Here is a 25,894-nt window from a genome sequence, read left to right on the forward strand (position 1 = left end):
GAAAGCGATACAGCAGGCTTGCCTCATACTGAAGCGCGGCTCAGAATTTGGGGGGAAGCGCCGAGGTTTAGGTCATGTCCGGTCAAAATATTCGCATTCGCCTCAAGGCGTTCGACCATCGCATCCTCGATGCGTCGACCAAGGAGATCGTCTCGACGGCCAAACGCACCGGTGCGCAGATCCGTGGACCGATCCCGCTTCCGACCCACATCGAGAAGTTTACCGTGAACCGCTCGCCGCACATCGACAAGAAGTCGCGCGAGCAGTTCGAGATGCGCACGCACAAGCGTGTGCTCGATATTGTCGATCCGACCCCCCAGACCGTGGACGCGCTGATGAAGCTCGACCTCGCCGCTGGCGTGGACGTGGAAATCAAGCTCTAAGTCCCGCGGGGACCTAGAGCTTTAGCGATCATCGCGCGAGGGAGAGACCTATGCGCTCAGGCGTCATTGCACGAAAGGTCGGCATGACCCGCGTCTTCACGGACGCAGGCGAGCATGTGCCGGTTACCGTGCTTCAAATCGATCAGTGCCAAGTCGTGGCACACCGCACCGTCGAGAAGAATGGCTACGTCGCCCTTCAGGTCGGTGTCGGTAAGGCCAAGGTTAAGAACGTCTCGGCAGCCGAGCGTGGCCGCTTCGCGGTCGCCAAGGTCGAGCCGAAGCAGAAGCTTGCCGAATTCCGTGTCAGCGAAGACTCGCTGATCCCGGTCGGTGCCGAGATCACGGCCGATCACTTCATCCCGGGCCAGTTCGTCGATGTGACGGGCACCAGCACGGGTAAGGGTTTCGCCGGCGGTATGAAGCGCTGGAACTTCGGTGGTCTGCGCGCCACCCACGGCGTGTCCGTGTCGCACCGTTCGATCGGTTCGACCGGCGGCCGTCAGGACCCGGGCAAGACCTTCAAGAACAAGAAGATGCCCGGTCACATGGGCGTCGATCGGGTCACCACGCAGAACCTCAAGGTCGTGCGTATCGATCCCGAGCGTGGCCTGATCCTCGTCGAGGGTGCCGTCCCCGGTGTCGCCGGCGGCTGGATCCAGGTTCGCGATGCGGTGAAGCGCGCGCTTCCCGCAGACGTGCCGCTTCCCGGCAAGTTCCGTGAGAACGGCGCCAACGGTTCGGCTTCCAAAGAGGCGCCCGCCGAGGCGCCCGCAGCCGAGGAGAACGCGTGATGAAGCTCGATATCACCACGCTCGACGGGTCTTCGGCCGGCTCGGTCGAGCTCAGCGAGGCCATCTACGGTCTCGAGCCTCGTGCCGACCTTCTGCAGCGTATGGTGCGCTACCAGCTCGCCAAGCGCCGCGCCGGCACCCATGCGGTCAAGAACCGTTCGGACATCGATCGGTCGACCAAGAAGATCTACAAGCAGAAGGGCACCGGTAACGCCCGTCACGGCGCCGCTTCCGCTCCGCAGTTCCGCGGTGGTGGTCGCGCCTTCGGTCCGGTCGTGCGCAGCCATGCCCACGACCTTCCCAAGAAGGTTCGTGCCCTGGCTCTCCGTCATGCCCTCTCGGCCAAGGCCAAGGCCTCGACCCTGATCATCGTCGACGACATCAAGGTCGACGACCACAAGACCAGGACCATGGTCGAGCGGCTGGGCAAGCTCGGCTGGTCGAGCGCGCTGATCATCGGCGGGCCCGAGGTCGACGAGAATTTCGGCCGCGCCGCCCGCGCCGTGCCGAAGATCGACGTCCTGCCCGTGCAGGGCATCAACGTCTACGACATCCTGCGCCGCGACACGCTCGTGCTGACGCGCGCGGCCGTCGATGCGCTGGAGGAGCGTTTCAAATGAGTGCCGATCCGCGCCACTACGACATCATCGTCTCCCCGGTTATCACCGAGAAGGCGACGAACCTCACCGAACAGAACAAAGTCGTCTTCCGGGTCGCACCGAAGGCTACCAAGCCGCAGATCAAGGAAGCGGTCGAGAAGCTGTTCGACGTCAAGGTGACCGGCGTGAATACGCTGATCACCAAGGGCAAGAAGAAGTTCTTCCGCGGTCAACGCGGTCAGCGGTCCGACGTGAAGAAGGCGATCGTCACCCTCGCCGAGGGTGATACGATCGACGTCACGACCGGCCTCTGAGAACGCGATAGTCTAGGATCAAGCCGATGGCCTTGAAGACATTCAAACCGGTCACGCCGAGCCTTCGCCAGCTCGTGCTCGTCGACCGCCGTGAGCTCTACAAGGGCAAGCCGGTAAAGAAGCTGACCGTGGGCAAGTCGTCCTCCGGCGGCCGTAACAACCTCGGTCGCATCACCGTCCGCTTCCGCGGCGGTGGTCACAAGCGCACCCTGCGTAACGTCGACTTCAAGCGCCGCGAGAACCTCGGCGTGTCGGCGACCGTGGAGCGGATCGAGTACGATCCGAATCGCACGGCCTTCATCGCGCTGATCGGCTTCCCCGACGGCAAGCAGGCCTACATCATCGCGCCGCAGCGGCTTCAGCCCGGCGACAAGGTGATCGCGGCCGAGCAGGTCGACATCAAGCCGGGCAATGCCGGTCCGATCGGCAACATGCCGGTGGGCACCATCGTCCACAACGTCGAGCTGAAGATCGGCAAGGGTGGCGCGATCGCCCGCTCCGCCGGCAACTACGCTCAGATCGTCGGACGTGACCAGGGCTACGTGACGCTGCGCCTGAACTCGGGCGAGCAGCGCCTCGTGCACGGTCAGTGCTTCGCCAGCGTCGGTGCGGTGTCGAACCCGGACCACATGAACATCTCGCTCGGCAAGGCCGGTCGCAACCGCTGGCTCGGCAAGCGTCCTCACAACCGCGGCGTATCGATGAACCCCGTCGATCACCCGCATGGCGGCGGCGAGGGACGTACCTCGGGCGGCCGCAATCCGGTCACGCCCTGGGGCGTGCCGACCAAGGGGAAGAAGACGAGGTCCAACAAGCGGACCGACACCTTCATCCTGTCCAGCCGTCATAACCGTAAGAAGTAATCGCCATGGCACGCTCCCTCTGGAAGGGGCCGTTCGTCGACGGCTACCTCCTCAAGAAAGCCGACGCCGCCCGCGGCTCCAGCCGCAACGAGGTCGTCAAGATCTGGAGCCGCCGCTCCACGATCCTCCCGCAGTTCGTTGGCATCACCTTCGGTGTGCATAACGGGCAGAAGCACATTCCGGTCTACGTCACCGAGGAAATGGTCGGTCACAAGTTCGGCGAGTTCTCGCCGACCCGCACCTTCCACGGTCACGCAGCCGACAAGAAGGCGAAGAGGCGCTGACATGGGCAAGCCATCCACCCCGCGCGCTCTGCCGGAGAACGAAGCCAAGGCCGTCGCGCGCATGCTGCGCGTCAGCCCGCAGAAGCTGAACCTCGTCGCTCAGCTCATTCGCGGCAAGAAGGTCGATTCGGCCCTCGCCGACCTGCAGTTCTCCCGCAAGCGCATCGCCGTCGAGGTCAAGAAGTGCCTCGAGAGCGCCATCGCCAATGCCGAAAACAACCATGATCTGGACGTCGACGATCTCGTCGTCAGCCAGGCCTTCGTGGGCAAGGCGCTGGTTCTCAAGCGTTTCCATGCCCGCGCCCGCGGTCGCGGCGCCCGTATCCTGAAGCCTTTCGCGAACCTGACCATCGTGGTCCGCGAAGTGCGCGCTGAAGCGGCCTGAGGAGGACTCCATGGGTCAGAAAATCAATCCGATCGGCCTGCGTCTCGGCATCAACCGGACTTGGGATTCTCGCTGGTTCGCCGGCAAGGGCGAATACGCCAAGCTGATGCACGAGGACGTCGCGATCCGCGCCGCCCTCATGAAGCAGCTGAAGCAGGCCGCTGTCTCCAAGATCGTGATCGAGCGTCCGCACCGGAAGTGCCGCGTCACCATCCACTCGGGTCGCCCGGGCGTGGTCATCGGTAAGAAGGGCGCGGATATCGAGAAGCTGCGCAAGCTCGTCGGCTCGATGACGAAGGCCGACGTGACGATCAACATCGTCGAGGTCCGCAAGCCCGAGATCGACGCCGTCCTCGTCGCCGACTCGATCGCCCAGCAGCTCGAACGTCGTGTCGCCTTCCGCCGCGCCATGAAGCGCGCGGTGCAGTCGGCGATGCGTCTGGGTGCCGAAGGCATCCGCATCAACTGTGCCGGTCGCCTCGGCGGCGCCGAGATCGCCCGGACCGAATGGTACCGCGAGGGCCGTGTGCCCCTGCATACGCTTCGCGCCGACGTCGATTACGGCACGGCCACCGCATTCACGACCTACGGGACCTGCGGCATCAAGGTCTGGGTGTTCAAGGGCGAGATCCTCGAGCACGACCCGATGGCCCAGGACAAGAAGGCCCAGGAAGAAGGCGGCCGTTCCGGCGGACGTCGCGATCGTGACGGCGATGGTGGTGGTGGCCGCGGCCGCCGCGAACCCGCTCACGCCTGATCGCCTGAGCCTTAGGAGAGTTTTGAGAGGCTGCCATGCTGCAACCCAAGAAGACCAAGTTCCGTAAGCAGTTCAAGGGGCGCATCCATGGCGCGGCCAAGGGCGGGTACGACCTGAACTTCGGCACGTTCGGCCTCAAGGCTGTCGAGCCGGAGCGTGTTACCGCGCGGCAGATCGAGGCGGCCCGCCGCGCGATCACCCGCGAGATGAAGCGTCAGGGTCGTGTCTGGATCCGGGTGTTCCCGGACGTTCCGGTCACCGCCAAGCCCACCGAAGTCCGCATGGGCTCCGGTAAGGGAGCGCCCGAGTATTGGGCGGCTCGCGTTCACCCGGGCCGTATCATGTTCGAAGTGGACGGCGTCGCCGAGACCGTAGCCCGCGAGGCGCTTCGCCTCGGGGCCGCCAAGCTTTCGGTGCGCACCCGCATCATCGCCCGAATCGCCGACTGAGAGGGGAGGGGATCATGAAGTCGTCACAGAGACTGTCGGATCTGCGCGCCCTGTCGCCGGATCAACTGAGCGACGAGCTCATCGCGCTCAAGAAGGAGCAGTTCAACCTGCGCTTCCAGGGTGCCACGGGCCAGCTCGAGAACGTCGCCCGCGTCCGTGAGGTTCGCCGCGACATCGCCCGCGTCCGTACGCTTCAGCGTCACAAGACGCTCGCGTCGGCTCAGGCCTGAGGAGTTTCAACCATGCCGAAGCGCGTCCTTCAGGGCACCGTCGTCAGCGACAAGACCGATAAGACCATCACCGTGAAGGTGGAGCGCCGCTTCACCCACCCGGTCATGAAAAAGACCGTGCGCCGCTCGAAGCACTACCATGCCCATGACGAGGCGAATTCCGCCAAGACCGGGCAGACGGTGTTCATCGAGGAGTCGCGGCCCTACTCGAAGACCAAGACGTGGAAGCTGGTCGAAGATCAGGCCGCCGCAGCGGAAGCTGCCGGTCAGGCTCCGGTCGCCGACCACGCCTGAGGCCATCGTCTACCGGGAGGATTGCATCCCGAGTTTTCGACGCGTCCGGGTTCTTCCATCGCAAACACCGGCAGGTCGCCCGATCTCGGGCTCCCTGCCGGTTTTTCGTTCGGTTGCGCTGGACGGACACTCCGCTCGCCGGTGTGTTCGTCATGATGTGAGAGCGCGACGCGGTGCTTTAGGTCTTGCACGGTCGGATCGATCGTAGTATCCGCCGCACCTTCGCGACATTCAAAAGGGTGTTTGCACCCTTCGACCGCGGTGACCGCGCCGGGGCCTTTACGGGCCACGCAAGCGCGGTCCGTTACATTCGGGGATCCCCAATCCCCATCAGGCGTCGTCCGCCGGACAATACCGTCCGCGTGCGGATACCCGCCCGAAACAAGGAAAGGTCACTTCCGTGATCCAGATGCAGACGAATCTGGACGTCGCTGACAACTCGGGTGCGCGTCGTGTGATGTGCATCAAGGTGCTCGGCGGGTCGAAGCGCAAATATGCCGGCGTCGGCGACATCATCGTCGTCTCCGTCAAGGAAGCCATCCCGCGCGGCCGCGTGAAGAAGGGCGACGTCATGAAGGCGGTCGTCGTGCGCACGGCCAAGGCCGTGAAGCGTGTCGACGGGTCCGTGATCCGCTTCGACAAGAACGCCGCCGTTCTGATCAACAATCAGAAGGAGCCGGTCGGCACCCGTATCTTCGGGCCCGTGCCGCGCGAACTTCGCGCCCGCAACCACATGAAGATCATCTCGCTCGCCCCGGAGGTGCTGTAATGGCCGCCAAGATCAAGAAGGGCGACACCGTCGTCGTTCTGACCGGTCGCGACGAAGGTCGGTCCGGTGAGGTGATCCAGGTGATCCCGAAGGAGAGCCGTGCGCTCGTCCGCGGCGTCAACCTGGTCAAGAAGCACCAGAAGCAGACGCAGAGCCAGGAAGGCGGCATCATCTCCAAGGAGGCCGCCATTCACCTGTCCAACATCGCGATCGCCGATCCCAAGGACGGCAAGCCGACCCGCGTCGGTTTTCGCATTCTCGACGACGGCCGCAAGGTCCGCTTCGCCAAGCGCTCGGGGGATCTGATCGATGGCTGATGCCAAGAACACCAAGCCGGCCAAGGGTGCTCCCAGGGACGGCGCCAAGGACAAGGCGAAGTCCAAGGACATCGCCCAGGCTGCCGGCGGCGGCGAAGTGAAGGCGAAGCCCCGCAAGGCGGCATCTCCGGATGGTTACACGCCTCGTCTGCGCAAGCACTACGAAGAGGTGGTTCGTCAGAAGCTGATCGAAGAGTTCGGCTACAAGAACCCCATGCAGGTGCCGCAGATCGAGAAGATCGTCATCAACATGGGCGTCGGCGAATCCACTGCCGATTCCAAGAAGGCCACCGTGGCCGCTGCCGACCTCGCCCTCATCGCCGGCCAGAAGCCGGTGATCACCAAGGCCCGGAAGGCCATCGCGACCTTTAAGGTGCGCGAAGGCATGCCAATCGGCTGCAAGGTGACGCTCCGCAAGGCGCGCATGTACGAGTTCATCGATCGGTTGATCACGATCGCGCTCCCGCGCGTCCGCGATTTCCGTGGCCTGAACCCGCGTTCCTTCGATGGTCGCGGCAACTACGCCATGGGCCTCAAGGAGCATCTCGTGTTCCCGGAGATCTCCTACGACAAGGCGGAGCAGGTGTGGGGCATGGACATCGTCGTCCAGACCAGCGCCAAGACCGACGCCGAAGCGAAGGCTCTCCTCGCCCAGTTCAACTTCCCGTTCCGGCAGTGAGGACTACGCCCCTCATACGCGGACACCGGAGATAGCAGATGGCTAAGAAAAGCTCAGTCGAGAAGAACAACCACCGCAAGGCGCTCGTGAAGCGCTTCGCCGAGAAGCGCAAGGCGCTCCTCGCCACCGCCAACGACACCTCGAACGAGATGGAGCAGCGCTTCGAAGCGCGTCTCAAGCTCGCCGAGCTGCCGCGCAATTCGTCGCCGGTTCGCGTTCGCAACCGCTGCGAGGTCACCGGGCGCCCCCGCGCCTTTTATCGCAAGCTCGGTCTGTCCCGTATTGCCCTGCGTGAGCTCGGCAACAAGGGCCTGATCCCGGGCCTCGTGAAGTCCAGCTGGTAAGGGGGAGCCACCATGGTCAACGATCCCGTGGGTGATATGCTCACCCGCATCCGCAACGGCCAGCTTCGCCGCCGCAGCGTCGTCCAGACGCCCGGCTCCAAGCTGCGCAAGAGCGTTCTCGATGTGCTCAAGTCCGAGGGCTACATCCGTGACTACGCCGTGACCGACCTCGGTAACGGCCGTACGGAGTTCGCCATCGAACTGAAGTACTATGACAACCAGCCGGTGATCCGCTCTCTGCAGCGCGTGTCCAAGCCCGGCCGCCGCGTCTACTCGTCGGTTGGCGAGCTGCCGCGTGTCGCCGACGGTCTCGGCATCACCATCATCTCGACCCCGCAGGGCGTCATGGCCGATCACATTGCGCGCGAGCGCAACGTCGGCGGTGAAGTGCTCTGCAAGGTGTTCTGATCCGGAGGACAGCCAATGTCTCGCGTAGGCAAGAAGCCCGTCCCCGTTCCGTCCGGCGTCACCGCCACGGTCACGGGTCAGACGGTTAAGATGAAGGGCTCCAAGGGCGAGCTCGAGTTCGTGGTGCCCTCGCAGGTCATCGTTGCGTTCGAGGACGGCGCCGTCACGGTGCAGCCCAAGGACCAGTCGAAGGTCGCGCGGTCGCTTTGGGGTACGTCGCGTGCCCGCGTCGCCAACCTCGTCGAAGGTGTGTCGAAGGGCTTCGAGAAGAAGCTCGAGATCACCGGCGTGGGTTATCGTGCGGCCATGGCCGGCAAGGCTCTCAAGCTGTCGCTCGGCTACAGCCACGACATCGAATACGAGATCCCGGCCGGAATCACGATCGTGACGCCCAAGCCGACGGAGATCACCATTACCGGGATCGACCGTCAGAAGGTCGGCCAGGTCGCCGCCGAGATCCGCGACTATCGCGGTCCCGAGCCTTACAAGGGCAAGGGCGTGAAGTACGCGGGCGAGTTCATCTTCCGTAAGGAAGGCAAGAAGAAGTAAGGGGGCGATCATGTCTACGAAGAACGAAGCCCTCATCAAGCGTAAGGCGCGTGTGCGTCGTGCGCTTCGGGCAGCGGCAAACGGTCGGCCCCGTCTCTCGGTGTTCCGCTCGTCCAAGCAGATCTACGTTCAGGTCATCGATGATGCCGCCGGCACCACGCTGGCTGCGGCGTCGAGCCTCGACAAGGGCATCAAGGGCGACCTGAAGACCGGCGCCGACGTCGCCGCCGCTCAGGCCGTCGGCAAGCTCGTCGCCGAGCGCGCCAAGGCTGCCGGCGTCTCGAAGGTCATCTTCGACCGCTCGGGCTACATCTTCCACGGCCGCGTCAAGGCACTTGCCGACGCGGCCCGCGAAGGCGGCCTCGAGTTCTGATTCCTGCGTGACTTGTCCGGGCGGCCGACGCTGCCCGGACCCGGTACGAACCGCCCGTCCCTGATCGGCGGATTTGGACCATCGAGCGAGCGGATCGTTACGATCCGCGCCAGTGAGATGAAGTGGAAAACAAATGGCACGTGAACGTGAAGGCGGTGGTCGCGGCCGCCGCGATGACCGTGAGGAGCGCGACAGCGAGTTCGTGGACAAGCTCGTCCACATCAACCGCGTCGCCAAGGTCGTGAAGGGTGGTCGTCGCTTCGGCTTCGCCGCTCTCGTCGTCGTCGGCGACCAGAAGGGTCGCGTCGGTTTCGGTCACGGCAAGGCCCGTGAGGTCCCCGAGGCCATCCGCAAGGCCACGGAAGCCGCCAAGCGCGGTCTGATCCGGGTGTCCCTGCGCGAAGGCCGTACCCTGCATCACGACGTCAACGGACGTCACGGCGCCGGCAAGGTCATCCTGCGCGCTGCGCCCCAGGGTACCGGCATCATCGCCGGCGGCCCGATGCGCGCCGTGTTCGAGACCCTCGGCATGCAGGACGTCGTCGCCAAGTCCCTCGGCTCCTCGAACCCCTACAACCTCGTCCGCGCGACGTTCGACGCGCTCAAGAACGAGGATAGCCCGCGCTCCGTCGCCGCGCGCCGTGGCCTCAAGGTGTCCGCTCTGCAGTCGCGCCGTCGCGATTCGGATCCGGCCGACACCTCCGAAGCCGCAGTGGCGTAAGGGGAGGGCAGAATGGCTACCAAGACTGTCCGCATCGAGCAGATCGGTTCGCCGATCCGCCGTGAGGCTTCTCAGCGCGCGACGCTGATCGGCCTGAAGTTGAACAAGCTGCATCGTGTGTCCGAACTGGAGGATACGCCCTCCGTTCGCGGCATGATCCGCAAGGTTGCGCACCTGGTGCGCGTCCACGGCGACGTGGCTTGAGGAGGGCGCGATGAAGCTCAACGAAATCCACGACAACGAAGGCGCAACCAAGAACCGGATGCGCGTCGGCCGGGGCATCGGCTCCGGCAAGGGCAAGACCGGTGGACGCGGCGTGAAGGGTCAGAAGGCCCGCACCGGCGTGTCCATCAAAGGCTTCGAGGGCGGCCAGATGCCGTTGCATCGGCGCCTGCCCAAGCGCGGCTTCAACAACCTGTACTCGACCGACCTCAACGAGGTGAATCTCGGCCGGGTGCAGCAGGCGATCGACGCCGGCAAGCTCGATAAGGCGGCGACCGTGACGGTCGATTCCCTCGTCGAGGCGGGCGTCATCGCCCGGGCTCGCGACGGCGTGAAGCTGCTCGGCGTCGGCGAACTGACCGTGAAGCTCAGCTTCGAGGTCACGCGTGCTTCGAAGTCCGCCGTCGAGGCGGTCGAGAAGGCCGGCGGTTCGGTCACGACCAAGTTCGCGTCGGGCGTCGCCCATCGCGGGTCTGTTGCGTCGGCCTGAGCCAACGCTTAAGTCCAGGCATCCTGCGGCGGCCCGTGCACCTCGCGCGGCCGCCGCATTCGTTTTGACGATCCTCCGGACGGCATTCTTCGGGAACCCGTGACATGGCCTCAGCCGCCGAGCAGCTTGCCGCCAATCTGAACTTCGGCGCCATCGCGAAGGCCGACGAACTCAAGAAGCGGATCTGGTTCACGATCGGTGCGCTCATCGTGTTCCGCCTCGGGACCTACATCCCGATTCCGGGCATCGACCCGGAGCAGTTCGCCAAGAACTTCCAGAGTCAGGCCGGCGGCGTGCTCGGCATGTTCAACATGTTCTCCGGCGGTGCCGTCGAGCGCATGGCGGTGTTCGCGCTGAACATCATGCCGTACATCTCGGCCTCGATCATCGTTCAGCTCCTGACCTCGGTCGTCCCGACGCTCGAAGCCCTCAAGAAGGAGGGCGAGTCCGGCCGCAAGGTGATCAACCAGTATACCCGCTACCTCACCGTGGTGCTGGCACTGGTGCAGTCCTGGGGCATCGCCTTCGGCCTCCAGGGCTCGAACGCCGTGATCAATCCCGGCCCGTTCTTCATTCTCTCCACCGTCCTGACGTTGACCGGCGGCACGCTGTTCCTGATGTGGATCGGCGAGCAGATCACGTCGCGGGGCATCGGCAACGGCTCCTCGCTGATCATCTTCGCCGGCATCGTCGCCCACCTGCCGGCCGCGATCTTCGGCGCGCTGGAACTGACCCGCACCGGCGCGCTCTCACCCGCCCTGCTGCTGGGCGCGACGCTCGCCGCCGTCGGCCTCGTCTACTTCATCGTGTTCATGGAGCGGGCCCAGCGCCGGCTGCTGATCCAGTACCCGAAGCGCCAGGTCGGAAACCGGATGTACGAGGGCCAGACCTCGTTCCTGCCGCTGAAGCTCAACACCTCGGGCGTGATCCCGCCGATCTTCGCCTCGTCGCTGCTGCTGCTGCCGGCTACCGTGGCGAGCTTCTCCGCGAGCCAGGGCTCGAGCGGGATCCTCGGTACGCTGACCGCCTATATCGGGCACGGCCGGCCACTCTACATGGTGCTCTACGCCGCGCTGATCATCTTCTTCACGTTCTTCTACACGGCCGTCGTCTTCAATCCGCAGGAGACGGCCGACAACCTGAAGAAGCATAACGGCTTCATCCCGGGCCAGCGGCCCGGCGAGCGTACGGCCACCTACATCGACAAGATCCTCACCCGGATCACGGTGATCGGTGCGCTGTACCTGACCTTCGTCTGCCTCGTGCCCGAGATCGTCGCCTCCTATACCTCGGCGAGCCTCGGCTTCGGCGGCACCTCGCTGCTGATCGTGGTGTCGGTGACCATGGATACGGTCGCCCAGATCCACGGGCATCTGATGGCGCACCAGTACGAGGGGCTCGTGAAGAAGGCGAAGCTGCGCGGCGCCTCGACCAACCAGCGTCGACGCTGACGGTCGTCTCTCAGTCAAAGGTCTACGGGAGAGGCGGCATGAAAGCCGTTCCTCTCTCGCCCTTCGGTAGATTATCCTGCCAGACGGAAGAAAGAGCCCGCGAGGCGGGCCTGAGGAGGATTACGACGTCATGCGGATCATTCTGCTCGGACCGCCCGGGGCGGGGAAGGGCACCCAATCCGAGCGAATCACGCACGCCTTCGAGGTTCCCCAGCTCTCGACCGGCGACATGCTTCGCGCCGCCGTCGCAGCCAGCACGCCCGTCGGCCTTGAGGCGAAGTCGATCATGGAGAGCGGCGGCCTGGTGCCGGACGCCGTCGTCGTCGGCATCGTCGCCGACCGCGTCGAGGAGCCAGACGCCAAGAACGGCTTCATCCTCGACGGTTTTCCGCGCACGGTGGAGCAGGCCAAGGCGTTGGATGCGATGCTGAAGGCGAAGGGGCTCGACCTCGACACCGTCATCGAGTTCGTGGTGGACGAGAATGCCCTCGTCGGCCGGATTGCCAAGCGCGCCGAGGAGACGGCCGCCCGCGGCCAGCCGGTGCGCAAGGACGACACGCCGGAGGTCTTCAAGTCACGCTTCGAGGCCTACAAGAAGCAGACCGCGCCGTTGTCGGATTACTATGACGGGCTCGGCCACCTGCAGAAGGTCGACGGCATGAAGCCGATCGATGAGGTGACGGCCGACCTCAAGGCGATCCTCGAACCTTACCGGCAGACTGTCGCCTCCTGAACGGAACCGTCGAGGATACAACCCTTGACACCTTTGGAGGCCTGCGCTAGGCGGGCCTCCTTCGTCCAGACCGCGATCGGGTCCGGGGCGCCTCAATGAGGCTGCTCTTGGGCCGATTTGTCGTTACGGGCGTATCTTGCACCGCACGCAAGGGCCGGCCTCCACCGGACGCGTGCATGTTCATCAGGCCGGGCATTGCCCGCGCCGACCATGGAGAAGACCCTTGGCTCGTATTGCCGGCGTTAACATCCCGACCAACAAGCGCGTTGTCATCGCGCTTCAGTACATCCACGGCATCGGTGCCAAGAACGCCGGCGAGATCACCGAGAAGGTCGGCATCCCGGCCGAGCGCCGCGTCAACGAGCTGACCGACGCCGAGGTTCTCCAGATCCGTGAGACGATCGACCGCGACTACATGGTCGAGGGTGACCTGCGCCGCGACGTCTCGATGAACATCAAGCGTCTGATGGACCTCGGCTGCTACCGCGGTCTGCGCCATCGCCGCAACCTGCCCGTCCGCGGACAGCGCACCCACACCAATGCGCGTACCCGCAAGGGCAAGTCCAAGCCCATCGCCGGCAAGAAGAAGTAATCTATCGCGATTGGGAGGCCGTGCTTCGCTCGGCCTCCTGAACGTCGAGCCGGGTGTTCCGCTATGGGCATCGGCTTCGCTGGCGAGCGCTCCACGGACACGCCGCCAACTCCCAAAAGAATCCCGAGCACCTGGAATTACGGGTGCGCTTGAAGGACAGGTAGAGAACACAGATGGCCAAGGAACCGACCCGCGTCCGCCGGCGCGAACGCAAGAACATCGTCTCGGGCGTCGCGCATGTCAGCGCCTCGTTCAACAACACGATGATCACGATCACCGATGCGCAGGGCAACACGATCTCGTGGTCCTCGTCGGGCGCGATGGGCTTCAAGGGCTCGCGCAAGTCAACGCCGTACGCCGCGCAGGTCGCCGCCGAGGACGCTGCCCGCAAGGCCTCCGAGCATGGCATGCGCACCCTCGAAGTCGAGGTCTCCGGCCCCGGCTCGGGTCGTGAATCCGCACTTCGCGCGCTGCAGGCTGCCGGCTTCACCGTCACCTCGATCCGCGACGTGACCTCGATCCCGCATAACGGCTGCCGCCCGCGGAAGCGCCGTCGCGTCTGATCGGTACGAGGCAGAAGGAGATACCCGTGTCGGACGGTGCGAAGCCGCTCCCTGGCGTGTTGCGTTGGAATCTCGGCGACCTCACGGTCACCGTGCTCAATGACGGCTGGTTTCAGGATGCGGCCGAGAACCTCGTCGCGGGGATCTCTGCGGAAGAGGCGATCCGCCTGCAGGAGGCCGGTTTTCGGCCTTCAAGACCGCGGATCACGCTGAACGCCTTCCTGATCACGGGCGCGGGCCGCAAGCCGCTCCTGATCGATGCGGGCTACGGCGGTTTCGCGCCGACCGACACCCTCGGTCGCGTCCCGGCGGCTCTCGCCACCACGGGCATCTCGCCGGAGGAAATCGAGACGGTGCTCGTCAGCCACCTGCACCCCGACCATGTCGGCGGTTTGCTGGGGGATGACGGCAAGGCCCGTTTTCCGAACGCCGAGCTCGTGCTCCATGCCGACGAGGCGGCCCACTGGCTGCCCGACGCGGCGCTGGCTGCGGCACCGGACGGCGCCAAGGCGTATTTCGAGAACGCCCGCAAGGTCGTGTCGGCCTACGAGGGCCGCGTCCGCGAACATCGCGGCGGCGAGATCGCGCCGGGCATCACGGCAGTTCCACTGCCCGGCCACACGCCGGGCCATACGGGTTTCCGGATCACGTCGGGCGAACGGTCGCTTCTGATGTGGACCGATATCGTCCACCTGCCGGCGATCCAGTTCGCCAATCCCGAGGCGGGCATGGGTTTCGATGTGGACGGCGATCGGGCGCGGGAGACGCGCAAGCGGATTCTGGCGCAAGTAGCCGACGAACGTACGCTGATCTCCGGCTCGCATCTCGAGTTTCCGGCTATCGGTTACGTGGTGCGCGAGGACGGTGCCTACCGCTTCGTGCCGGAGCTCTGGGTGTCAGGGCAGTAACAACTTCAGGGACTGGCTCAGGCGCGGGGGCGCGCATGGGTCGGCCGAAGTACGGATCGGGACGCCGGCCGTGCGCGTTCGACGAGAGGTAGGATCGTGGTCATTCAGAAGAACTGGCAAGAGCTCATCAAGCCGAACAAGCTGCAGGTCGCGGCCGGCGACGATCCGAAGCGGGTCGCCACCGTCGTCGCCGAGCCGCTCGAGCGCGGCTTCGGTACGACGCTCGGCAACTCGCTGCGTCGGGTGCTGCTCTCGTCGCTCCAGGGCGCTGCGGTGACCTCGGTCCAGATCGACGGCGTGCTGCATGAATTCTCGTCGATCCCGGGCGTCCGCGAGGACGTCACCGACATCGTCCTGAACATCAAGACGATCGCCATCCGCTCGCAGACGGATACGCCGAAGCGCATGACCCTGCGCAAGACCGGCCCGGGCCTCGTCACCGCCGGCGATATCGGCGTGGTCGGCGACATCCAGATCCTCAACCCCGACCTCGTGCTCTGCACGCTGGACGACGGCGCCGAGATCCGGATGGAATTCACCGTCGCCACCGGCAAGGGTTACGTCCCGGCCGAGCGCAACCGTCCCGAGGACGCGCCGATCGGCCTGATCCCGGTCGACGCCCTGTTCTCGCCCGTGACCAAGGTGAGCTACCGCGTCGAGACCACCCGCGAGGGCCAGGATCTCGACAAGGACAAGTTGACCATGACGGTCGAGACCAACGGTGCGATCTCGCCGGAAGATTCGCTGGCCTACGCCGCGCGCATCATCCAGGACCAGCTGCAGATCTTCGTGAACTTCGAGGAGCCCCGCAAGGAAGAGGCCGCGCCGCTCGCGCCGCAGCTCCCCTTCAACCCGGCGCTGCTCAAGAAGGTCGACGAGCTCGAGCTGTCGGTTCGTTCGGCGAACTGCCTGAAGAACGACAACATCGTCTACATCGGCGACCTCATCCAGAAGTCGGAGGGCGAGATGCTGCGCACCCCGAACTTCGGCCGTAAGTCGCTCAACGAGATCAAGGAAGTGCTCGCGGGCATGGGCCTGCATCTCGGCATGGACATCCCCGGCTGGCCGCCGGAGAACATCGAAGATCTCGCGAAGCGCTTCGAAGAGCACTACTGAGGCGCAGGCGAATCCGCCTCGGGCTGGATCTGGCGGCGCGCATCGGTGCTGGCAGTTTGGTCTTTTCGACCCGGCACCGAACCGCCGGGTCGAAGTCGCAAGAGAATCCCGCCGCGGGGTCAAGCGGAGCTAAGCAATCGCCTCACGCCCGAGGCGCCCGGCCGTACCGTGGCACGGCGGCCGATCAGACAAGGAATGCCATCATGCGTCACGGTTTTCGCGGTCGCCGCTTCAACCGCACCACCGAGCACCGCAAGGCGATGTTCGCGAACATGACTGCCGCGCTGATCAAGCACGAGCAGATCATCACCACCCTGCCGAAGGCGAAGGATCTTCGTCCGGTCATGGAGAAGCTGATCTCGCTCGGCCGCATCGACAGCGTGCACACGCGCCGTCTGGCCATGGGCCAGATTCGCGACGCCGATCAGGTCAAGAAGCTCTTCACGGTGCTCGGCCCGCGCTACACCACCCGTCCGGGCGGCTATTGCCGGATCATGAAGGCCGGCTTCCGCAAGGGCGACAACGCTCCGCTCGCCGTCATCGAATTCGTCGATCGCGACGTGAGTGCCCGCGGCAAGGATTCAGGCCCGGTGCAGGGCGGCGAGTCCGAGGCGGCCTGAGCCCCTCGCGCATACGGTCTTTCGGAAAAGGCGGCCCTCGTGGCCGCCTTTTTCATGTCCGTCAGGCGGATAACAGCGACGAGACGCAGCGCGCCAGTTCGGCCGACTCGAAGGGCTTGGCCAGTACCGGCAGATCCTCGGGGATCGCCATGGCCTCTGCGTGTCCGGTGAGAATCAGCACCGGCACCTCGGCGAAGCGCTGGCGCACCTCCGCCGCGAGTTCGATCCCGTTCATCCCGGGCATGGCGAGATCGGCCACGACGAGATCGAACGCCGTGCGCTCCATCATCGCCAGCGCCGAGGCCCCGTCGGAGGCCTCAGACTCGGTGTAGCCGAAATCGTTGAGGAAGGAGGCGGTGACGTGCCGGACCTCCTCGTCGTCGTCGACGACCAGGATCCGGGCCGGGCTCGCCGCCGGCGCCGGAGGGGCTTCGGCCTCCGGCGTTACTGCGCCGAGGGCAGCCACGTCCGCGCGGGGCAGGGCGAGTTCGACCTGTGTGCCGGTGCCGACTTCGCTGGTGATGCGCAGCCGTCCCTTGGCCTGCTGCGCGAGACCGAAGACCATGGCGAGGCCGAGCCCGGTGCCCTGTCCCACGGCCTTGGTGGTGAAGAACGGCTCGCAAACCCGCTCCAGCAGCTCCGGCGGAATACCCGTGCCTTCGTCGGCGACGGTCAGGACGGCATAGTCGCCGTCGGCGAGGTCGGCATCTCCGCCGAGCACGGCCGAGCGCGTCGTAAGCGTGATGGTGCCGCCTTCGGGCATCGCGTCGCGGGCATTGATGCAGAGATTGAGGATCGCGAGTTCGAGCTGGTCCGGGTCGACGCAGGCTTGCGGCAAGGCGGGGTCGAGAGCCGTCTTGACGCTCACGAGGCCGCCGAGACTGCGCCCGAACAGGTCGCTCATGCCTTCGATCAGCGCATTCACGTTGACGCTGCGCAGGCGCAGGTCGCCGGAGCGGCTGAAGCTGAGCAGGCGCTTGGTCAGGGCCGAGCCGCGCTGCGCGGCACCGGTGGCATTGTCGATGAGTCGCTTCACCCGCGGCTGGTCGGCGATCTTGGGGCCGGCGAGTTCGAGGCTGCCGAGGATGGCGGTGAGCAAGTTGTTGAAGTCGTGGGCGATGCCGCCGGCCAGCGTGCCGAGCGCCTGCATCTTGTCCGACTGGCGCAGACGCGCCTCGAGCACCTTCTGCTCGGTGATGTCCCGCTCGATCGTGGCGAGGTGCTCGATCGCGCCCGAGGCCCCGCGAATCGGCACGCGGGCGATGTTCGACCAACGCTCTGCACCGAGCGGACCCTGGGAGAGGATGATCTCGTTCGGCACGGCAGCGGCCATGGCCGCAGCATCGGCCTGCTCGATCGCGCTGGCGCTGGCCTCGTCGCGAAAATCGCGCTCCGGCCGCCCGAGGCAGGCGGCCGGCTCCTGGCCAAGCTGTGTCGCCTTGCGGACGTTGAGGCGCACGAGACGGCCGGCGGAATCCTTGAAGGAGATCGCGTCGTCGGAATGGCTGAGAAGCCCGTGCAGCAACGCCCGTTCCGTCGCGAGGTCGCGCGCGAGGCGGTGGCGCTCGTAGGCATTGCGCACGGTGGTGCGCAGCAGCGTCGGATCCCAGGGCTTCGTCACGTAGCCGATGATGCCGCCCTTGTTCAGCGCGGCGATCACGGCCGAGATGTCGGCATAGCCCGTGAGCAGGATCGCCTGCGCATCGTGGAAGGCGCGGGCTTCAGCCAACAGCGCATCGCCGTTCATCCCCGGCATGCGCTGGTCGGAGACGATGACGGAGACGTCGGGCTCGTCACGCAGAAGCGCCAACGCCTCAGCCGGCTTGGAGCTGGTCAGGACCCGGTACTCGTCCTCGAACAGGTCCTCGATGGCGATCAGGATGTCCGGCTCGTCGTCGACGGCCAGGATCGTGCCCCTGTGGCTCATGCCGGCTCCGCCTGCCGTGGGATGACGATCACGAAACAGGCTCCGCCTCCCTCTGCCGCCTCCACACTGAGCGAGCCGCTATGCGCCTGTACGACACTGTACGCAATCGCGAGGCCGAGCCCGGTGCCGGAGCCCACGGGCTTCGTCGTGAAGAAGGGCTCGAAGATCCGCTCGCGCAACGCTTCGGGAATGCCGGGGCCGGAATCGCTGATCCGGATCACGTCCGCATCGGGCTCGGCCAGGGTCGCGATGGTGATGGTGCCCTCGCCGGTGATCGCATCGGCCGCGTTGCCGACGATGTTCATCACGACCTGATTGAGTAGCGCCGGAGTGCAGTGCATCTGCTCCCGCCCGCGAAAATCACGCACCACCGCGACCCGGCCGCCGAGCTTGTGCTGCAGCAGCGCGAGCACCGTCTCAATCGCCTCGGGCACGTCGACCAACGCCCGCTCGCCCTCGTCGAGCCGCGAGAACTTCCGCAGGTTCAGGACGAGGTCCTGGATACGGGTCAGCCCGATCCGCATCGAACCGACCCGGTCGCGGGCCTTGGTCAGGGCACGCCGGCCGGGATCGCCCTCGGGCTCGGGGATGTCGCCGAGCACCCGCTCGACGGTGCCCTGATGGGCGAGGATGAAAGCGAGCGGATTGTTGATCTCGTGAGCGATGCCGGCGACGAGTTCGCCGAGCGAGGCCATCTTGGCGGCCTGGACGAGTTTGGCCTGGGCGTCGGTGAGGCGGCGGTTGGCATCCGCGAGATCCTGGTTGGCCTGCTCCAGGGCGTCGGCCAGGGCGGCGCGGGCCTCCGCCGCCTCGGCCTCGGCGCGGGCGCGTTCCAGGGCTCGCTCGCGCGCGCCGAACGCGCCGGCAACGCGCAGGTTGTCCTCTTCCAGGAGACGGCGGCGCACGAGGCCGCGCACGCGCATGGCCAGCACCTCGCCGTCGGTCTTGGCGACGACGTCGTCGGCCCCGGCCGAGAATGCCGCGACGAGGAGCGCCTTGTCCGGCGCGCTGCCGGCCACGCAGACCAGATGGAAGGCTTGTCCGCCCTCGGCATCGGAGCCTGCGCTGCGGCGTGCGGCGATCTCGCGGCAGAGATCGAGCCCGTCATAGGAATAGCCCATCAGGTCGACGGTCACGCAATCGACCGCAGCGTCGGGCGCGTCGAGGGCGGCGAGCGCCGCCTCGCGGCTCGCGGCGGTCTCGACGGCATGGCCGTCCTGGCTGAGCAAACCGGCGAAGAAGGTGCGGTAGGTGGCGCTGCCGTCGATGACGAGGATGCGCCCGCGCCGGAAGGCCGAGCCGCCGGCGGCCTCCGCATGGACGCCCTTGCGCTCGCGCAGGAGAGCGCGGATGCGCAGCACGAGCAGATCGCGGTCGGCGGACTTGGCGATGTAGGCGTCGGCGCCGCTCTCGAGCCCCTGGCGCTCGCCGTCCTGCGCGCCGGTCAGCATCAGCACCGGCAGCGCGCGCGTGCGCAGCGACAGACGCATCTGCCGGGTGAACTCGTCGCCGTTCATGCCGGGCAGGTGGTAGTCGGCGACGACGAGGTCGGGCAGACCTTCGTTGAGCCGGTCGAGGGCGGCCTCGGCCGTCGCGCAGCGCTCGACGGCAAAACCCTGGGCTTCGAGCAGCAGGCGCAGTTCGAGTGCCTGCGTCTCGGAATCCTCGACGAGGAGGAGGCGGGGCGCCTGGTCCACCCGGTTCTCGGCCCCGCTCACGTGGCCCCCTCGGATTGCTGGGCGAGACGCTGGATATGGCCGGCGACGTGGTCGAGAGGCAGCACGCTGCCCGCCGCCGACAGGCGCACGGCGGCCGCCGGCATGCCGTAGACCACCGCCGTGCTCTCGTGCTCGGCAACGGTCGCGGCCCCGGCGCGGTGCATGTCGAGGAGGCCGAGCGCGCCATCCTCGCCCATGCCTGTGAGCAGCACGCCGAGCCCGCGCGCGCCGGCCTGGCGCGCGACCGAGCGAAACAGCACCGTCGCCGCCGGCCTCTGGCCGCCGACCGGAGCGGCGTCGCTGATCCGCAGCGTGCGGCCGGGGCCGAGTTCGAGGTGCCGGTCTCCGGGGGCGACGTAGACGCGGGACGGCATGATCCGGTCCCCCTCCCTGGCGATCGCCACCGGCAGACCCACGACTCCGTCGAGCCAAGCGGCGAAGCCTTCCATGAAGGCCGCGCCCATATGCTGGACGAGCAGCACCGGCAGCGGGAAGTTTTCGGGGAGCGCGCCGATGACCTTGGCCAGCGCCGGCGGGCCGCCGGTGGACGCCGCGATGGCGAGCACGCTCGGCCGCGCATCGGTTGCGGGCAGGACGGTTCCGCGCAAGGGGCCGCCGGCACCGCGGGAGGTCCATTCCGTTCCGATCGGACGGCGCCGGATCACCGGCACCGCGGCCATGATGCGCAACTGCGTGCAGATCTGGCCGGCCACGGCCTCGTAGCCGGCATTGGTGGTGGCCACCGGCTTCTCGACCACGGAGAGGGCCCCGGCGCGCAACGCGTTCATCGAGATCCTGAGCGAGGAATCCTCGACCGAATCGGCCACGACAACGATCGGCGTCGGGCGTTCCGCCATGATCCGGCGCGTGGTCTCCAGGCCGTCGATGCCCGGCAGCCGGATGTCCATGGAGATGACGTCGGGCCGCACCGTGTCGATCGCGGCGAGCGCTTCCTCGCCGGAGGCGACGGCGCCGACGAGTTCCAGGCGCGGATCGCGCGCGACGATGTGGGTGAGGAGAGTGCGCACGACGAGGGAATCCTCGACGAGCATCACGCGCACGCGGGCGCTGGCAGCCACACCGTCACTCACAGCAGTTGACCGATGGTGTCCAAGAGTTCGCGCTGATCGAACCTCTGCTTGGTGAGATAGGCATCCGCCCCGAGCTCGAGGCCGCGTGCGACATCCTCCGACGCCCCTCGGGAGGTCATCAGGATCACGGGCAGCGTCGCGAAGGCTGTCTCGGCGCGCAGGGCCTTCACGAGCCCGAAACCGTCGAGGCGCGGCATCTCGACATCAGCCAGGACGAGATCGACGGGCTCGATCTCGGCGCGGAGCCGATCGAGCGCATCCTGCCCGTCGACGCAGACGACGACGCGGTACCCGGCCGCTTCCAAGATGCTCTTCTCCAGGGTGCGGGTGGTGATGGAGTCGTCCACGACCAGAATCGTCGAACGTCGCGCCTCCGGCATCGTTCCGTGGCCGGCAGGGTATGCTTTCGGACCGAATGCCCGCGGTCGCAACGCGGGCGTCTCGGCCCTGGCGATCAGACCATCGGGATCGAGCACCAGCACCGGCGTCTCGCTGCCGAGAACGACCGTGCCGACGATCAGGCCCGGATCCGCGCCGATCGCGGGTGCGGGCAGGACGAGCAGCGTGCGTACGTCCTGCAGCGCGTCGACGCGCAGCAGGCAGCGGCGGCCGCCCGACCTAAGCAGGATCACGTGGGCGGAGGGTTCTGCGTCGTCCTCCGGGGCGGACGCGCCGATCAGATCGCCGAGCTTGGCGACAGGCAGCGTGAGCGCGCTATCGGAGCCGCCCTCGCGCACGCGGACACGGGCGACGGGCCGGCCCGCCACCGTATCGAGGTCGCCGGGGGCGAGCCGCAGCAGCGCCTCGGCCGAAGCGCTCGGCAGCGCGAAGGTGGCGTCCCCAACCTTGACCAGCAGCAACGGCCGCCGCGCGGCCGAGAGCGGCAGGTTCATGATGAGCGAGGCGCCGTGCGGCGTGCGGGGCAAGAGCCGCACGCTGCCCTGCATGCTGCGCGCGGCCTCGGCCACCACGGCGAGACCGATGCCGCGCCCGGACAGCGTATCGACGCCTGCGGCCGTCGAGAAACCGGGTTCGAAGACGAGAGAGAGCAGGCGCTCGGGATCGGGCTCGTCGCCGGGCGCGAGCAGGTCGCGCTCACGCCCGCGTGTCTCGATCGCAAGGAGGTCGGGACCGCGTCCGTCATCGTGGACGCCGATCACTAGGCGGCTGCCGCGCACCTCGACCTCGAACAAGATCGCCAGCGCCGCCGGCTTGCCGGCGCGTTGGCGGGTCTCCGGCGGCTCGGCTCCGTGACCGAGGGCGTTCCTCAGGACATGCAGTACCGGGTCGCGCAGGGCCTGCAGCATCCCCCGGTCCACCGGCAGATCGAGCCCCCGCACGGTGACGTCGACCTCACGGCCGTCCGCGCGTGCCATCTCGCGCAGCGCCCGCGCGAACCCGCCGAACGCGGTCTCGGCCGGGACCAATGCCAGCCGTTCGGATTCCTCGCGGATCCGGGCCGAGGCCGTGTCGATGGCAGCCACACCGGAGCGGTGCCGGCGGCCGAGATCGAGGGCATCGCGCATCAGCGCGGACAGCGCCGCCTCGACCTCGCCGAGATCGGCCCGCGCACGCTCGGGATCGCGTGCCCGGCTTTCCGAGCGCATCGCCTCGACACGCTTGCGTAGGCCGGCGGCGGTCGCCGCGAGGCCGGCGAGCCCGTCGCCGATGGCGGCCTGGTCGGACAGGGCGTTGGCGAGGCCGTGCGTCGCGCCGGTCAGCGCTTCGACCGCGGCGGCCGGTACCCGCAGCACGGTCTGTCGCGCCGTGTCCGCGGCAGGCTCGAGCGACAGCTCGGCGCTCGGTGGGGAAACGGCGACCGCGGGTGGCGGCGGTTCGACGACGGCGGGCTCTGCCGGCGAACCCGCGAGGCAGCGATCGAGGGCGGAGAGTGCATCGGCCGGCATGACCGGCGCACCGTCCTTCATCTCCGCGACGAAGGCCTCGATGCGATCCAGCGCGAGATGGATCGCCGCCAGCGTGTCGCGGTCGAGACTGCGCTCGCCGCCCTTGATCCGCTCGAACAGGCTTTCCAGGCGATGCGCCACCGCTTCGACTGGCGGCAGGTCGACGGCGCGGGAGGCGCCCTTCAGGCTGTGGGCACGGCGAAAGATGTCGTTCCAGTCCGCCGGCCGGCCGTCGGCCGCGGCCGCGAGGCCCGAGCGGATCGCGTCGAGATGCTCGCGATGCTCGGCCTCGAAGGCGGCGAGAAGCTGCTGGCGGATGTCCATCCCGGCGCGCGGCTGTGTCCCTAGAGCCTGTAGCGCTCAGCGAGCGTCATCAGGCCCTGCGCCAGTTCGGTGAGGTTGGCCGAGGCCATCTCGACCTCACGGGTGCCGGCCGCGGTCTGCTGGCTGGCCTGCCGGATGTTCTGGAGCGCCCCCATCACCTGCTCGATGCCGAGCTGCTGCTGGTTCGTCGAGGCGACGATCTGCTGGAAGGTCTGGACGCTCTCCTCCACCCGCGCGGCCATCTCCTCGATGGTGCGCACGGTGGCGTCGGTCCGGAGCTTGCCGGCGGCGGCGCGCTTGACCGCCTCTTCCGTGAGCATCACCGACGAATTGATGCCGCGCTGGATCTCGGACAGCAGCGAGCGGACCTGCACGGTGGCGCCCTTGGCCTGATCGGCCAGGAGCTTCATCTCGGCGGCGACGATCGCGAAGCTGCGGCCGCTCTCTCCGGCCGCCGCCGCCTCGATGGCGGCGTTGAGCGAGAGCAGGTGCGTGCGCTCCGAGACGTCGTTCACCGTGGTGATGATCTCGCCGATCGCCTGGGTCTTCTCGCTCAAGGCAACGATGTTGCCGGCCACCGCCTCGCCCTGCTCGCGGATCGCATCCATGGCCTTGGCCGTGTCCGATGCGGCACGTAGCCCTGCCTTGGCGTTCTGGGCGGAGGCCTGGGCGGTGGCGATCACGTCGCTGGCGCGCTTCGAGATCTGCGCGCCGGAATGGGTGATCTCGTCCACCGTCGCCGCGGTCTCCTGGACGGCGGCGAACTGCTCCTCGACGCTCGCCGCCTGCTCCTGGGCCGAGGCCCGGATCTGCGCGGCGGCGGCGTTGAGGTCGGCCGTGGACGAGCGGTTGGTGCGGGCGAGGTCGGCGAGGTTGTCGACCATCGCATTCAGGGTGGTGCCGAGCCGGCCGATCTCGTCGTTGCCGGTGGCCGCCGTGCGGACGGTGAGGTCGCCCGTTCCGATCCGCGCGACGAACGTCATCACCTCCTCGATCGGACGTACGACGGCGCGGGTGATCGCCCAGGCGACGAGCAGGCTGAGCGCCACTGCGCCGATCAGCGTCAGGATGATCGAGAGGCGGCTGCGCTCGTAGGTTCCGGTGGCGCCGCGCTGGCCTGCCGCGATACTCTCGTCCAGCGCCGAACGCGTCTGGTCGATGCCGGAGACCGTCGCCTCGTACAGGCGGCTGACCTCGGCATTCATGGTCTCGACTGCGTCGAAATCCGCGGCGGTCACGGCCTTGAGCTGCGTGTCGCTGCGGTCGCGGTAGACGGTGTAGGTCTGGAGCGTGTCCCTGAGCGCGCCGCTCAGGCGCTCCCAGGAGGCGGCGCGGTCCGACGAGATCGATTGGGTCCGGAACTCGCCGGACATGCGCGTGAGGTCGGCGAAGAGCGTGTCGGTGGCAGCGGCCGTGCGCCGCCAGATAGCGTAGTAGTCCTCGTCCTTCACGCTGCGTCCGCGCTCGCGCATCAGCACGGCGATCACGGCGTTGCGGCGCTGGACGCCGAGGTCGCGCGCCCGGTTGCCGAGGTCGTCGAGCTGGCGCAGCACCATCAGATCACGTGAAACGATCCTGTCGATCGTTTCGCGAACGGTGCCGATCTGGCTGGTGGCATAGAGTCCGAGCGCGACCAGGATTGCCGTAATGACGGCGAAGCCGAGCAGGATGCGGTTTCCGATCGAGATCGACACGTGACGTCAGGCTCCGGGCGTCGCGCGCGAGCGCATCAGGACAGGAATGGGCGCAGCAGGCGCTGCAGGTCGATGATGGCGAAACCGTCGCTTACGGAGCCGCCGCGATCCGAGCCCGCCGGTGCATAGCCCGAAACCGCCTCCGCGCCCAAGCCGTCGCGGCCATCCACCAGCGGGGGCGCCTCGATCGCGCCGGCCTCCACGCTGGCCAGACCGATGACCCGATCGACGGCGAGCGCAACGGGCGGGCCGTCGACCCTGAGCCGCAGGAAGTGGCCTTGGCCGACGGTCTCGCCGTTGCGGCCGAGGCCCAGCACGTGGGCGAGATCGATGACGCTGACGATGATCCCGGCATGGGCAACGATCCCGCGCAGGGCGGCGGGTGCTCCGGGAACCGCCGTGCAGGGCCGCCCGGGCATCACGGCCGCCGTCGCCGCAATCGGAAATCCGTAATGCTCGGCACCCACGGCGCAGACCAGGAAGTCCGCGCGCGCACCGAGATGCCGCTCGGCAAGGCCGCGCGCAGCCAGAGCCGCCGAACGCTGGTCGAGCAGGGCGCGATGGCGCTCGGTCTCGCTCACCGCGGCACCCGCCCGAGATCGTCGAGCGCGCGGCGTACCGTCACCACGAAATCGCCCGCCGTCACGCCGTCTCCTTCGGGAAGGACCGCATCCGGGTCCAGTCCTTGCGCGAGGCGCAGGGCGTTGTCGAGGGCTCGGATTGCGGCTGCACGCCGGCCCAGCGACGACAGCATCAGGCCGAGCTGGAGATGGGCCATGACGAAGTCGCGGTCGAGGAAGAGCGCGCCGCGCAAGGCCCGCTCAGCCTCCACCTCGCGGCCGAGGCTGCGGGCGAGAAGGCCCTCATAGTAGCGCAGGGGCGCCGCGGTCGGGTCGGCGTCGAGGGCATCGCGCAGCAGGCGCCAAGCTTCGCCCGTGTCGCCCGCATCCGCGAGGGCGCGGATCCGGGGCAGCAAGTCCTCCGGGGAGGGAAGGGGCAGGGCCGTCGCCGGGACGACCGGATCCGGGA

The 25,894-nt window shown here is 67.2% G+C and carries 35 protein-coding genes; 28 read left to right on the plus strand and 7 right to left on the minus strand.

Annotated elements, in window-relative coordinates; translation table 11 throughout:
• Window positions 1–74 precede the first annotated feature (74 nt).
• The 28 genes from rpsJ to rplQ all read left to right on the plus strand — a co-directional run bounded on the left by rpsJ (window position 75) and on the right by rplQ (window position 16,204).
• Window positions 75–383, plus strand: a complete 309-nt coding sequence (gene rpsJ / locus FV217_RS16410) for a 30S ribosomal protein S10 (protein WP_147082408.1) — start codon at window positions 75–77, stop codon at window positions 381–383.
• Window positions 384–433: 50 nt separating this feature from the next.
• A complete protein-coding gene (rplC, locus tag FV217_RS16415) occupies window positions 434–1,174 on the plus strand; it encodes a 50S ribosomal protein L3 (RefSeq protein ID WP_147818255.1) in 741 nt (246 codons plus the stop codon).
• A complete protein-coding gene (gene rplD / locus FV217_RS16420) occupies window positions 1,174–1,794 on the plus strand; it encodes a 50S ribosomal protein L4 (RefSeq protein WP_147818256.1) in 621 nt (206 codons plus the stop codon). Before rplC ends, rplD begins: the two co-directional genes overlap by 1 nt.
• Window positions 1,791–2,087 (plus strand): 50S ribosomal protein L23, encoded by a 297-nt coding sequence (locus FV217_RS16425; protein WP_147082402.1) that lies wholly within the window; start codon window positions 1,791–1,793, stop codon window positions 2,085–2,087. Before rplD ends, FV217_RS16425 begins: the two co-directional genes overlap by 4 nt.
• A 26-nt stretch (window positions 2,088–2,113) precedes the next feature.
• A complete protein-coding gene (rplB, locus tag FV217_RS16430; protein WP_147818257.1) occupies window positions 2,114–2,950 on the plus strand; it encodes a 50S ribosomal protein L2 in 837 nt (278 codons plus the stop codon).
• Window positions 2,951–2,955: 5 nt separating this feature from the next.
• Window positions 2,956–3,234, plus strand: a complete 279-nt coding sequence (rpsS, locus tag FV217_RS16435) for a 30S ribosomal protein S19 (protein ID WP_147082398.1) — start codon at window positions 2,956–2,958, stop codon at window positions 3,232–3,234.
• Window position 3,235: 1 nt separating this feature from the next.
• Window positions 3,236–3,619, plus strand: a complete 384-nt coding sequence (gene rplV / locus FV217_RS16440; RefSeq protein WP_147818258.1) for a 50S ribosomal protein L22 — start codon at window positions 3,236–3,238, stop codon at window positions 3,617–3,619.
• 10 nt (window positions 3,620–3,629) lie between these two features.
• Window positions 3,630–4,376, plus strand: coding sequence for a 30S ribosomal protein S3 (rpsC, locus tag FV217_RS16445; RefSeq protein WP_147818259.1), 747 nt, complete (start codon window positions 3,630–3,632; stop codon window positions 4,374–4,376).
• A gap of 35 nt (window positions 4,377–4,411) precedes the next feature.
• Entirely contained in the window at window positions 4,412–4,825 is a 414-nt protein-coding gene (rplP, locus tag FV217_RS16450; RefSeq protein WP_147082392.1) for a 50S ribosomal protein L16, read from the plus strand.
• 14 nt (window positions 4,826–4,839) lie between these two features.
• Complete coding sequence (gene rpmC, locus FV217_RS16455; protein ID WP_147818260.1) at window positions 4,840–5,055, plus strand: 50S ribosomal protein L29; 216 nt, start codon at window positions 4,840–4,842, stop codon at window positions 5,053–5,055.
• A gap of 12 nt (window positions 5,056–5,067) precedes the next feature.
• Window positions 5,068–5,349, plus strand: a complete 282-nt coding sequence (rpsQ, locus tag FV217_RS16460; protein WP_147818261.1) for a 30S ribosomal protein S17 — start codon at window positions 5,068–5,070, stop codon at window positions 5,347–5,349.
• 400 nt (window positions 5,350–5,749) lie between these two features.
• On the plus strand, window positions 5,750–6,118 hold the full coding sequence (rplN, locus tag FV217_RS16465; RefSeq protein WP_147047092.1) for a 50S ribosomal protein L14: 369 nt from the start codon (window positions 5,750–5,752) through the stop codon (window positions 6,116–6,118).
• A complete protein-coding gene (rplX, locus tag FV217_RS16470; protein WP_147082387.1) occupies window positions 6,118–6,435 on the plus strand; it encodes a 50S ribosomal protein L24 in 318 nt (105 codons plus the stop codon). The genes rplN and rplX overlap by 1 nt, the downstream gene beginning before the upstream one ends.
• Complete coding sequence (gene rplE / locus FV217_RS16475; protein WP_246682864.1) at window positions 6,428–7,114, plus strand: 50S ribosomal protein L5; 687 nt, start codon at window positions 6,428–6,430, stop codon at window positions 7,112–7,114. Before rplX ends, rplE begins: the two co-directional genes overlap by 8 nt.
• A gap of 38 nt (window positions 7,115–7,152) precedes the next feature.
• Window positions 7,153–7,458: a 30S ribosomal protein S14 gene (rpsN, locus tag FV217_RS16480; protein WP_147818262.1), complete on the plus strand. Its 306-nt coding sequence runs from the start codon at window positions 7,153–7,155 to the stop codon at window positions 7,456–7,458.
• A 12-nt stretch (window positions 7,459–7,470) separates the two neighbouring features.
• A complete protein-coding gene (gene rpsH / locus FV217_RS16485) occupies window positions 7,471–7,866 on the plus strand; it encodes a 30S ribosomal protein S8 (RefSeq protein ID WP_147818263.1) in 396 nt (131 codons plus the stop codon).
• A 15-nt stretch (window positions 7,867–7,881) separates the two neighbouring features.
• A complete protein-coding gene (rplF, locus tag FV217_RS16490; protein ID WP_147818264.1) occupies window positions 7,882–8,415 on the plus strand; it encodes a 50S ribosomal protein L6 in 534 nt (177 codons plus the stop codon).
• A 10-nt stretch (window positions 8,416–8,425) separates the two neighbouring features.
• Window positions 8,426–8,788, plus strand: a complete 363-nt coding sequence (gene rplR / locus FV217_RS16495) for a 50S ribosomal protein L18 (protein ID WP_147818265.1) — start codon at window positions 8,426–8,428, stop codon at window positions 8,786–8,788.
• Between the two features lie 133 nt (window positions 8,789–8,921).
• On the plus strand, window positions 8,922–9,509 hold the full coding sequence (gene rpsE, locus FV217_RS16500) for a 30S ribosomal protein S5 (RefSeq protein ID WP_147818266.1): 588 nt from the start codon (window positions 8,922–8,924) through the stop codon (window positions 9,507–9,509).
• Between the two features lie 12 nt (window positions 9,510–9,521).
• Complete coding sequence (gene rpmD / locus FV217_RS16505) at window positions 9,522–9,713, plus strand: 50S ribosomal protein L30 (protein WP_147047099.1); 192 nt, start codon at window positions 9,522–9,524, stop codon at window positions 9,711–9,713.
• Window positions 9,714–9,723: 10 nt separating this feature from the next.
• Window positions 9,724–10,221: a 50S ribosomal protein L15 gene (gene rplO, locus FV217_RS16510; protein WP_147818267.1), complete on the plus strand. Its 498-nt coding sequence runs from the start codon at window positions 9,724–9,726 to the stop codon at window positions 10,219–10,221.
• Between the two features lie 104 nt (window positions 10,222–10,325).
• Window positions 10,326–11,672: a preprotein translocase subunit SecY gene (secY, locus tag FV217_RS16515; protein WP_147818268.1), complete on the plus strand. Its 1,347-nt coding sequence runs from the start codon at window positions 10,326–10,328 to the stop codon at window positions 11,670–11,672.
• Between the two features lie 130 nt (window positions 11,673–11,802).
• Entirely contained in the window at window positions 11,803–12,405 is a 603-nt protein-coding gene (locus tag FV217_RS16520; protein WP_147818269.1) for an adenylate kinase, read from the plus strand.
• 223 nt (window positions 12,406–12,628) lie between these two features.
• Window positions 12,629–12,997 (plus strand): 30S ribosomal protein S13, encoded by a 369-nt coding sequence (gene rpsM / locus FV217_RS16525; protein ID WP_147082367.1) that lies wholly within the window; start codon window positions 12,629–12,631, stop codon window positions 12,995–12,997.
• A 173-nt stretch (window positions 12,998–13,170) separates the two neighbouring features.
• A complete protein-coding gene (gene rpsK, locus FV217_RS16530; protein ID WP_147818270.1) occupies window positions 13,171–13,560 on the plus strand; it encodes a 30S ribosomal protein S11 in 390 nt (129 codons plus the stop codon).
• Window positions 13,561–13,586: 26 nt separating this feature from the next.
• On the plus strand, window positions 13,587–14,468 hold the full coding sequence (locus tag FV217_RS16535; RefSeq protein ID WP_147818271.1) for an MBL fold metallo-hydrolase: 882 nt from the start codon (window positions 13,587–13,589) through the stop codon (window positions 14,466–14,468).
• A gap of 96 nt (window positions 14,469–14,564) precedes the next feature.
• The gene (locus FV217_RS16540) at window positions 14,565–15,584 is read left to right on the plus strand and encodes a DNA-directed RNA polymerase subunit alpha (RefSeq protein WP_147818272.1); all 1,020 of its coding nucleotides are present in this window, start codon (window positions 14,565–14,567) and stop codon (window positions 15,582–15,584) included.
• A gap of 203 nt (window positions 15,585–15,787) precedes the next feature.
• The gene (gene rplQ, locus FV217_RS16545; protein WP_147818273.1) at window positions 15,788–16,204 is read left to right on the plus strand and encodes a 50S ribosomal protein L17; all 417 of its coding nucleotides are present in this window, start codon (window positions 15,788–15,790) and stop codon (window positions 16,202–16,204) included.
• 61 nt (window positions 16,205–16,265) lie between these two features.
• Here rplQ and FV217_RS16550 read toward each other — a convergent pair whose 3' ends face one another.
• The 7 genes from FV217_RS16550 to FV217_RS16580 form a co-directional block, all read right to left on the minus strand.
• Entirely contained in the window at window positions 16,266–18,131 is a 1,866-nt protein-coding gene (locus tag FV217_RS16550) for a response regulator (RefSeq protein ID WP_147818274.1), read from the minus strand.
• Window positions 18,128–19,849, minus strand: a complete 1,722-nt coding sequence (locus tag FV217_RS16555; protein WP_187272605.1) for a response regulator — start codon at window positions 19,847–19,849, stop codon at window positions 18,128–18,130. The genes FV217_RS16550 and FV217_RS16555 overlap by 4 nt, the downstream gene beginning before the upstream one ends.
• Window positions 19,846–20,901 carry a chemotaxis-specific protein-glutamate methyltransferase CheB gene (gene cheB, locus FV217_RS16560; protein WP_147818281.1) on the minus strand — a complete coding sequence of 352 codons (1,056 nt, stop codon included), beginning with the start codon at window positions 20,899–20,901 and terminating at the stop codon, window positions 19,846–19,848. The genes FV217_RS16555 and cheB overlap by 4 nt, the downstream gene beginning before the upstream one ends.
• 35 nt (window positions 20,902–20,936) lie before the next feature.
• Complete coding sequence (locus FV217_RS16565; protein ID WP_147818276.1) at window positions 20,937–23,171, minus strand: response regulator; 2,235 nt, start codon at window positions 23,169–23,171, stop codon at window positions 20,937–20,939.
• A 20-nt stretch (window positions 23,172–23,191) separates the two neighbouring features.
• A complete protein-coding gene (locus tag FV217_RS16570) occupies window positions 23,192–24,865 on the minus strand; it encodes a methyl-accepting chemotaxis protein (RefSeq protein ID WP_147818277.1) in 1,674 nt (557 codons plus the stop codon).
• A gap of 35 nt (window positions 24,866–24,900) precedes the next feature.
• Window positions 24,901–25,446, minus strand: a complete 546-nt coding sequence (locus tag FV217_RS16575; protein WP_147818278.1) for a chemotaxis protein CheW — start codon at window positions 25,444–25,446, stop codon at window positions 24,901–24,903.
• Window positions 25,443–25,894, minus strand: a 452-nt coding sequence (locus FV217_RS16580) for a tetratricopeptide repeat protein (RefSeq protein WP_147818279.1), incomplete at its 5' end; no start/stop codon positions are given. The genes FV217_RS16580 and FV217_RS16575, both read right to left, overlap by 4 nt.

This window comes from Methylobacterium sp. WL9, assembly GCF_008040035.1.
Lineage (GTDB): Bacteria > Pseudomonadota > Alphaproteobacteria > Rhizobiales > Beijerinckiaceae > Methylobacterium > Methylobacterium thuringiense.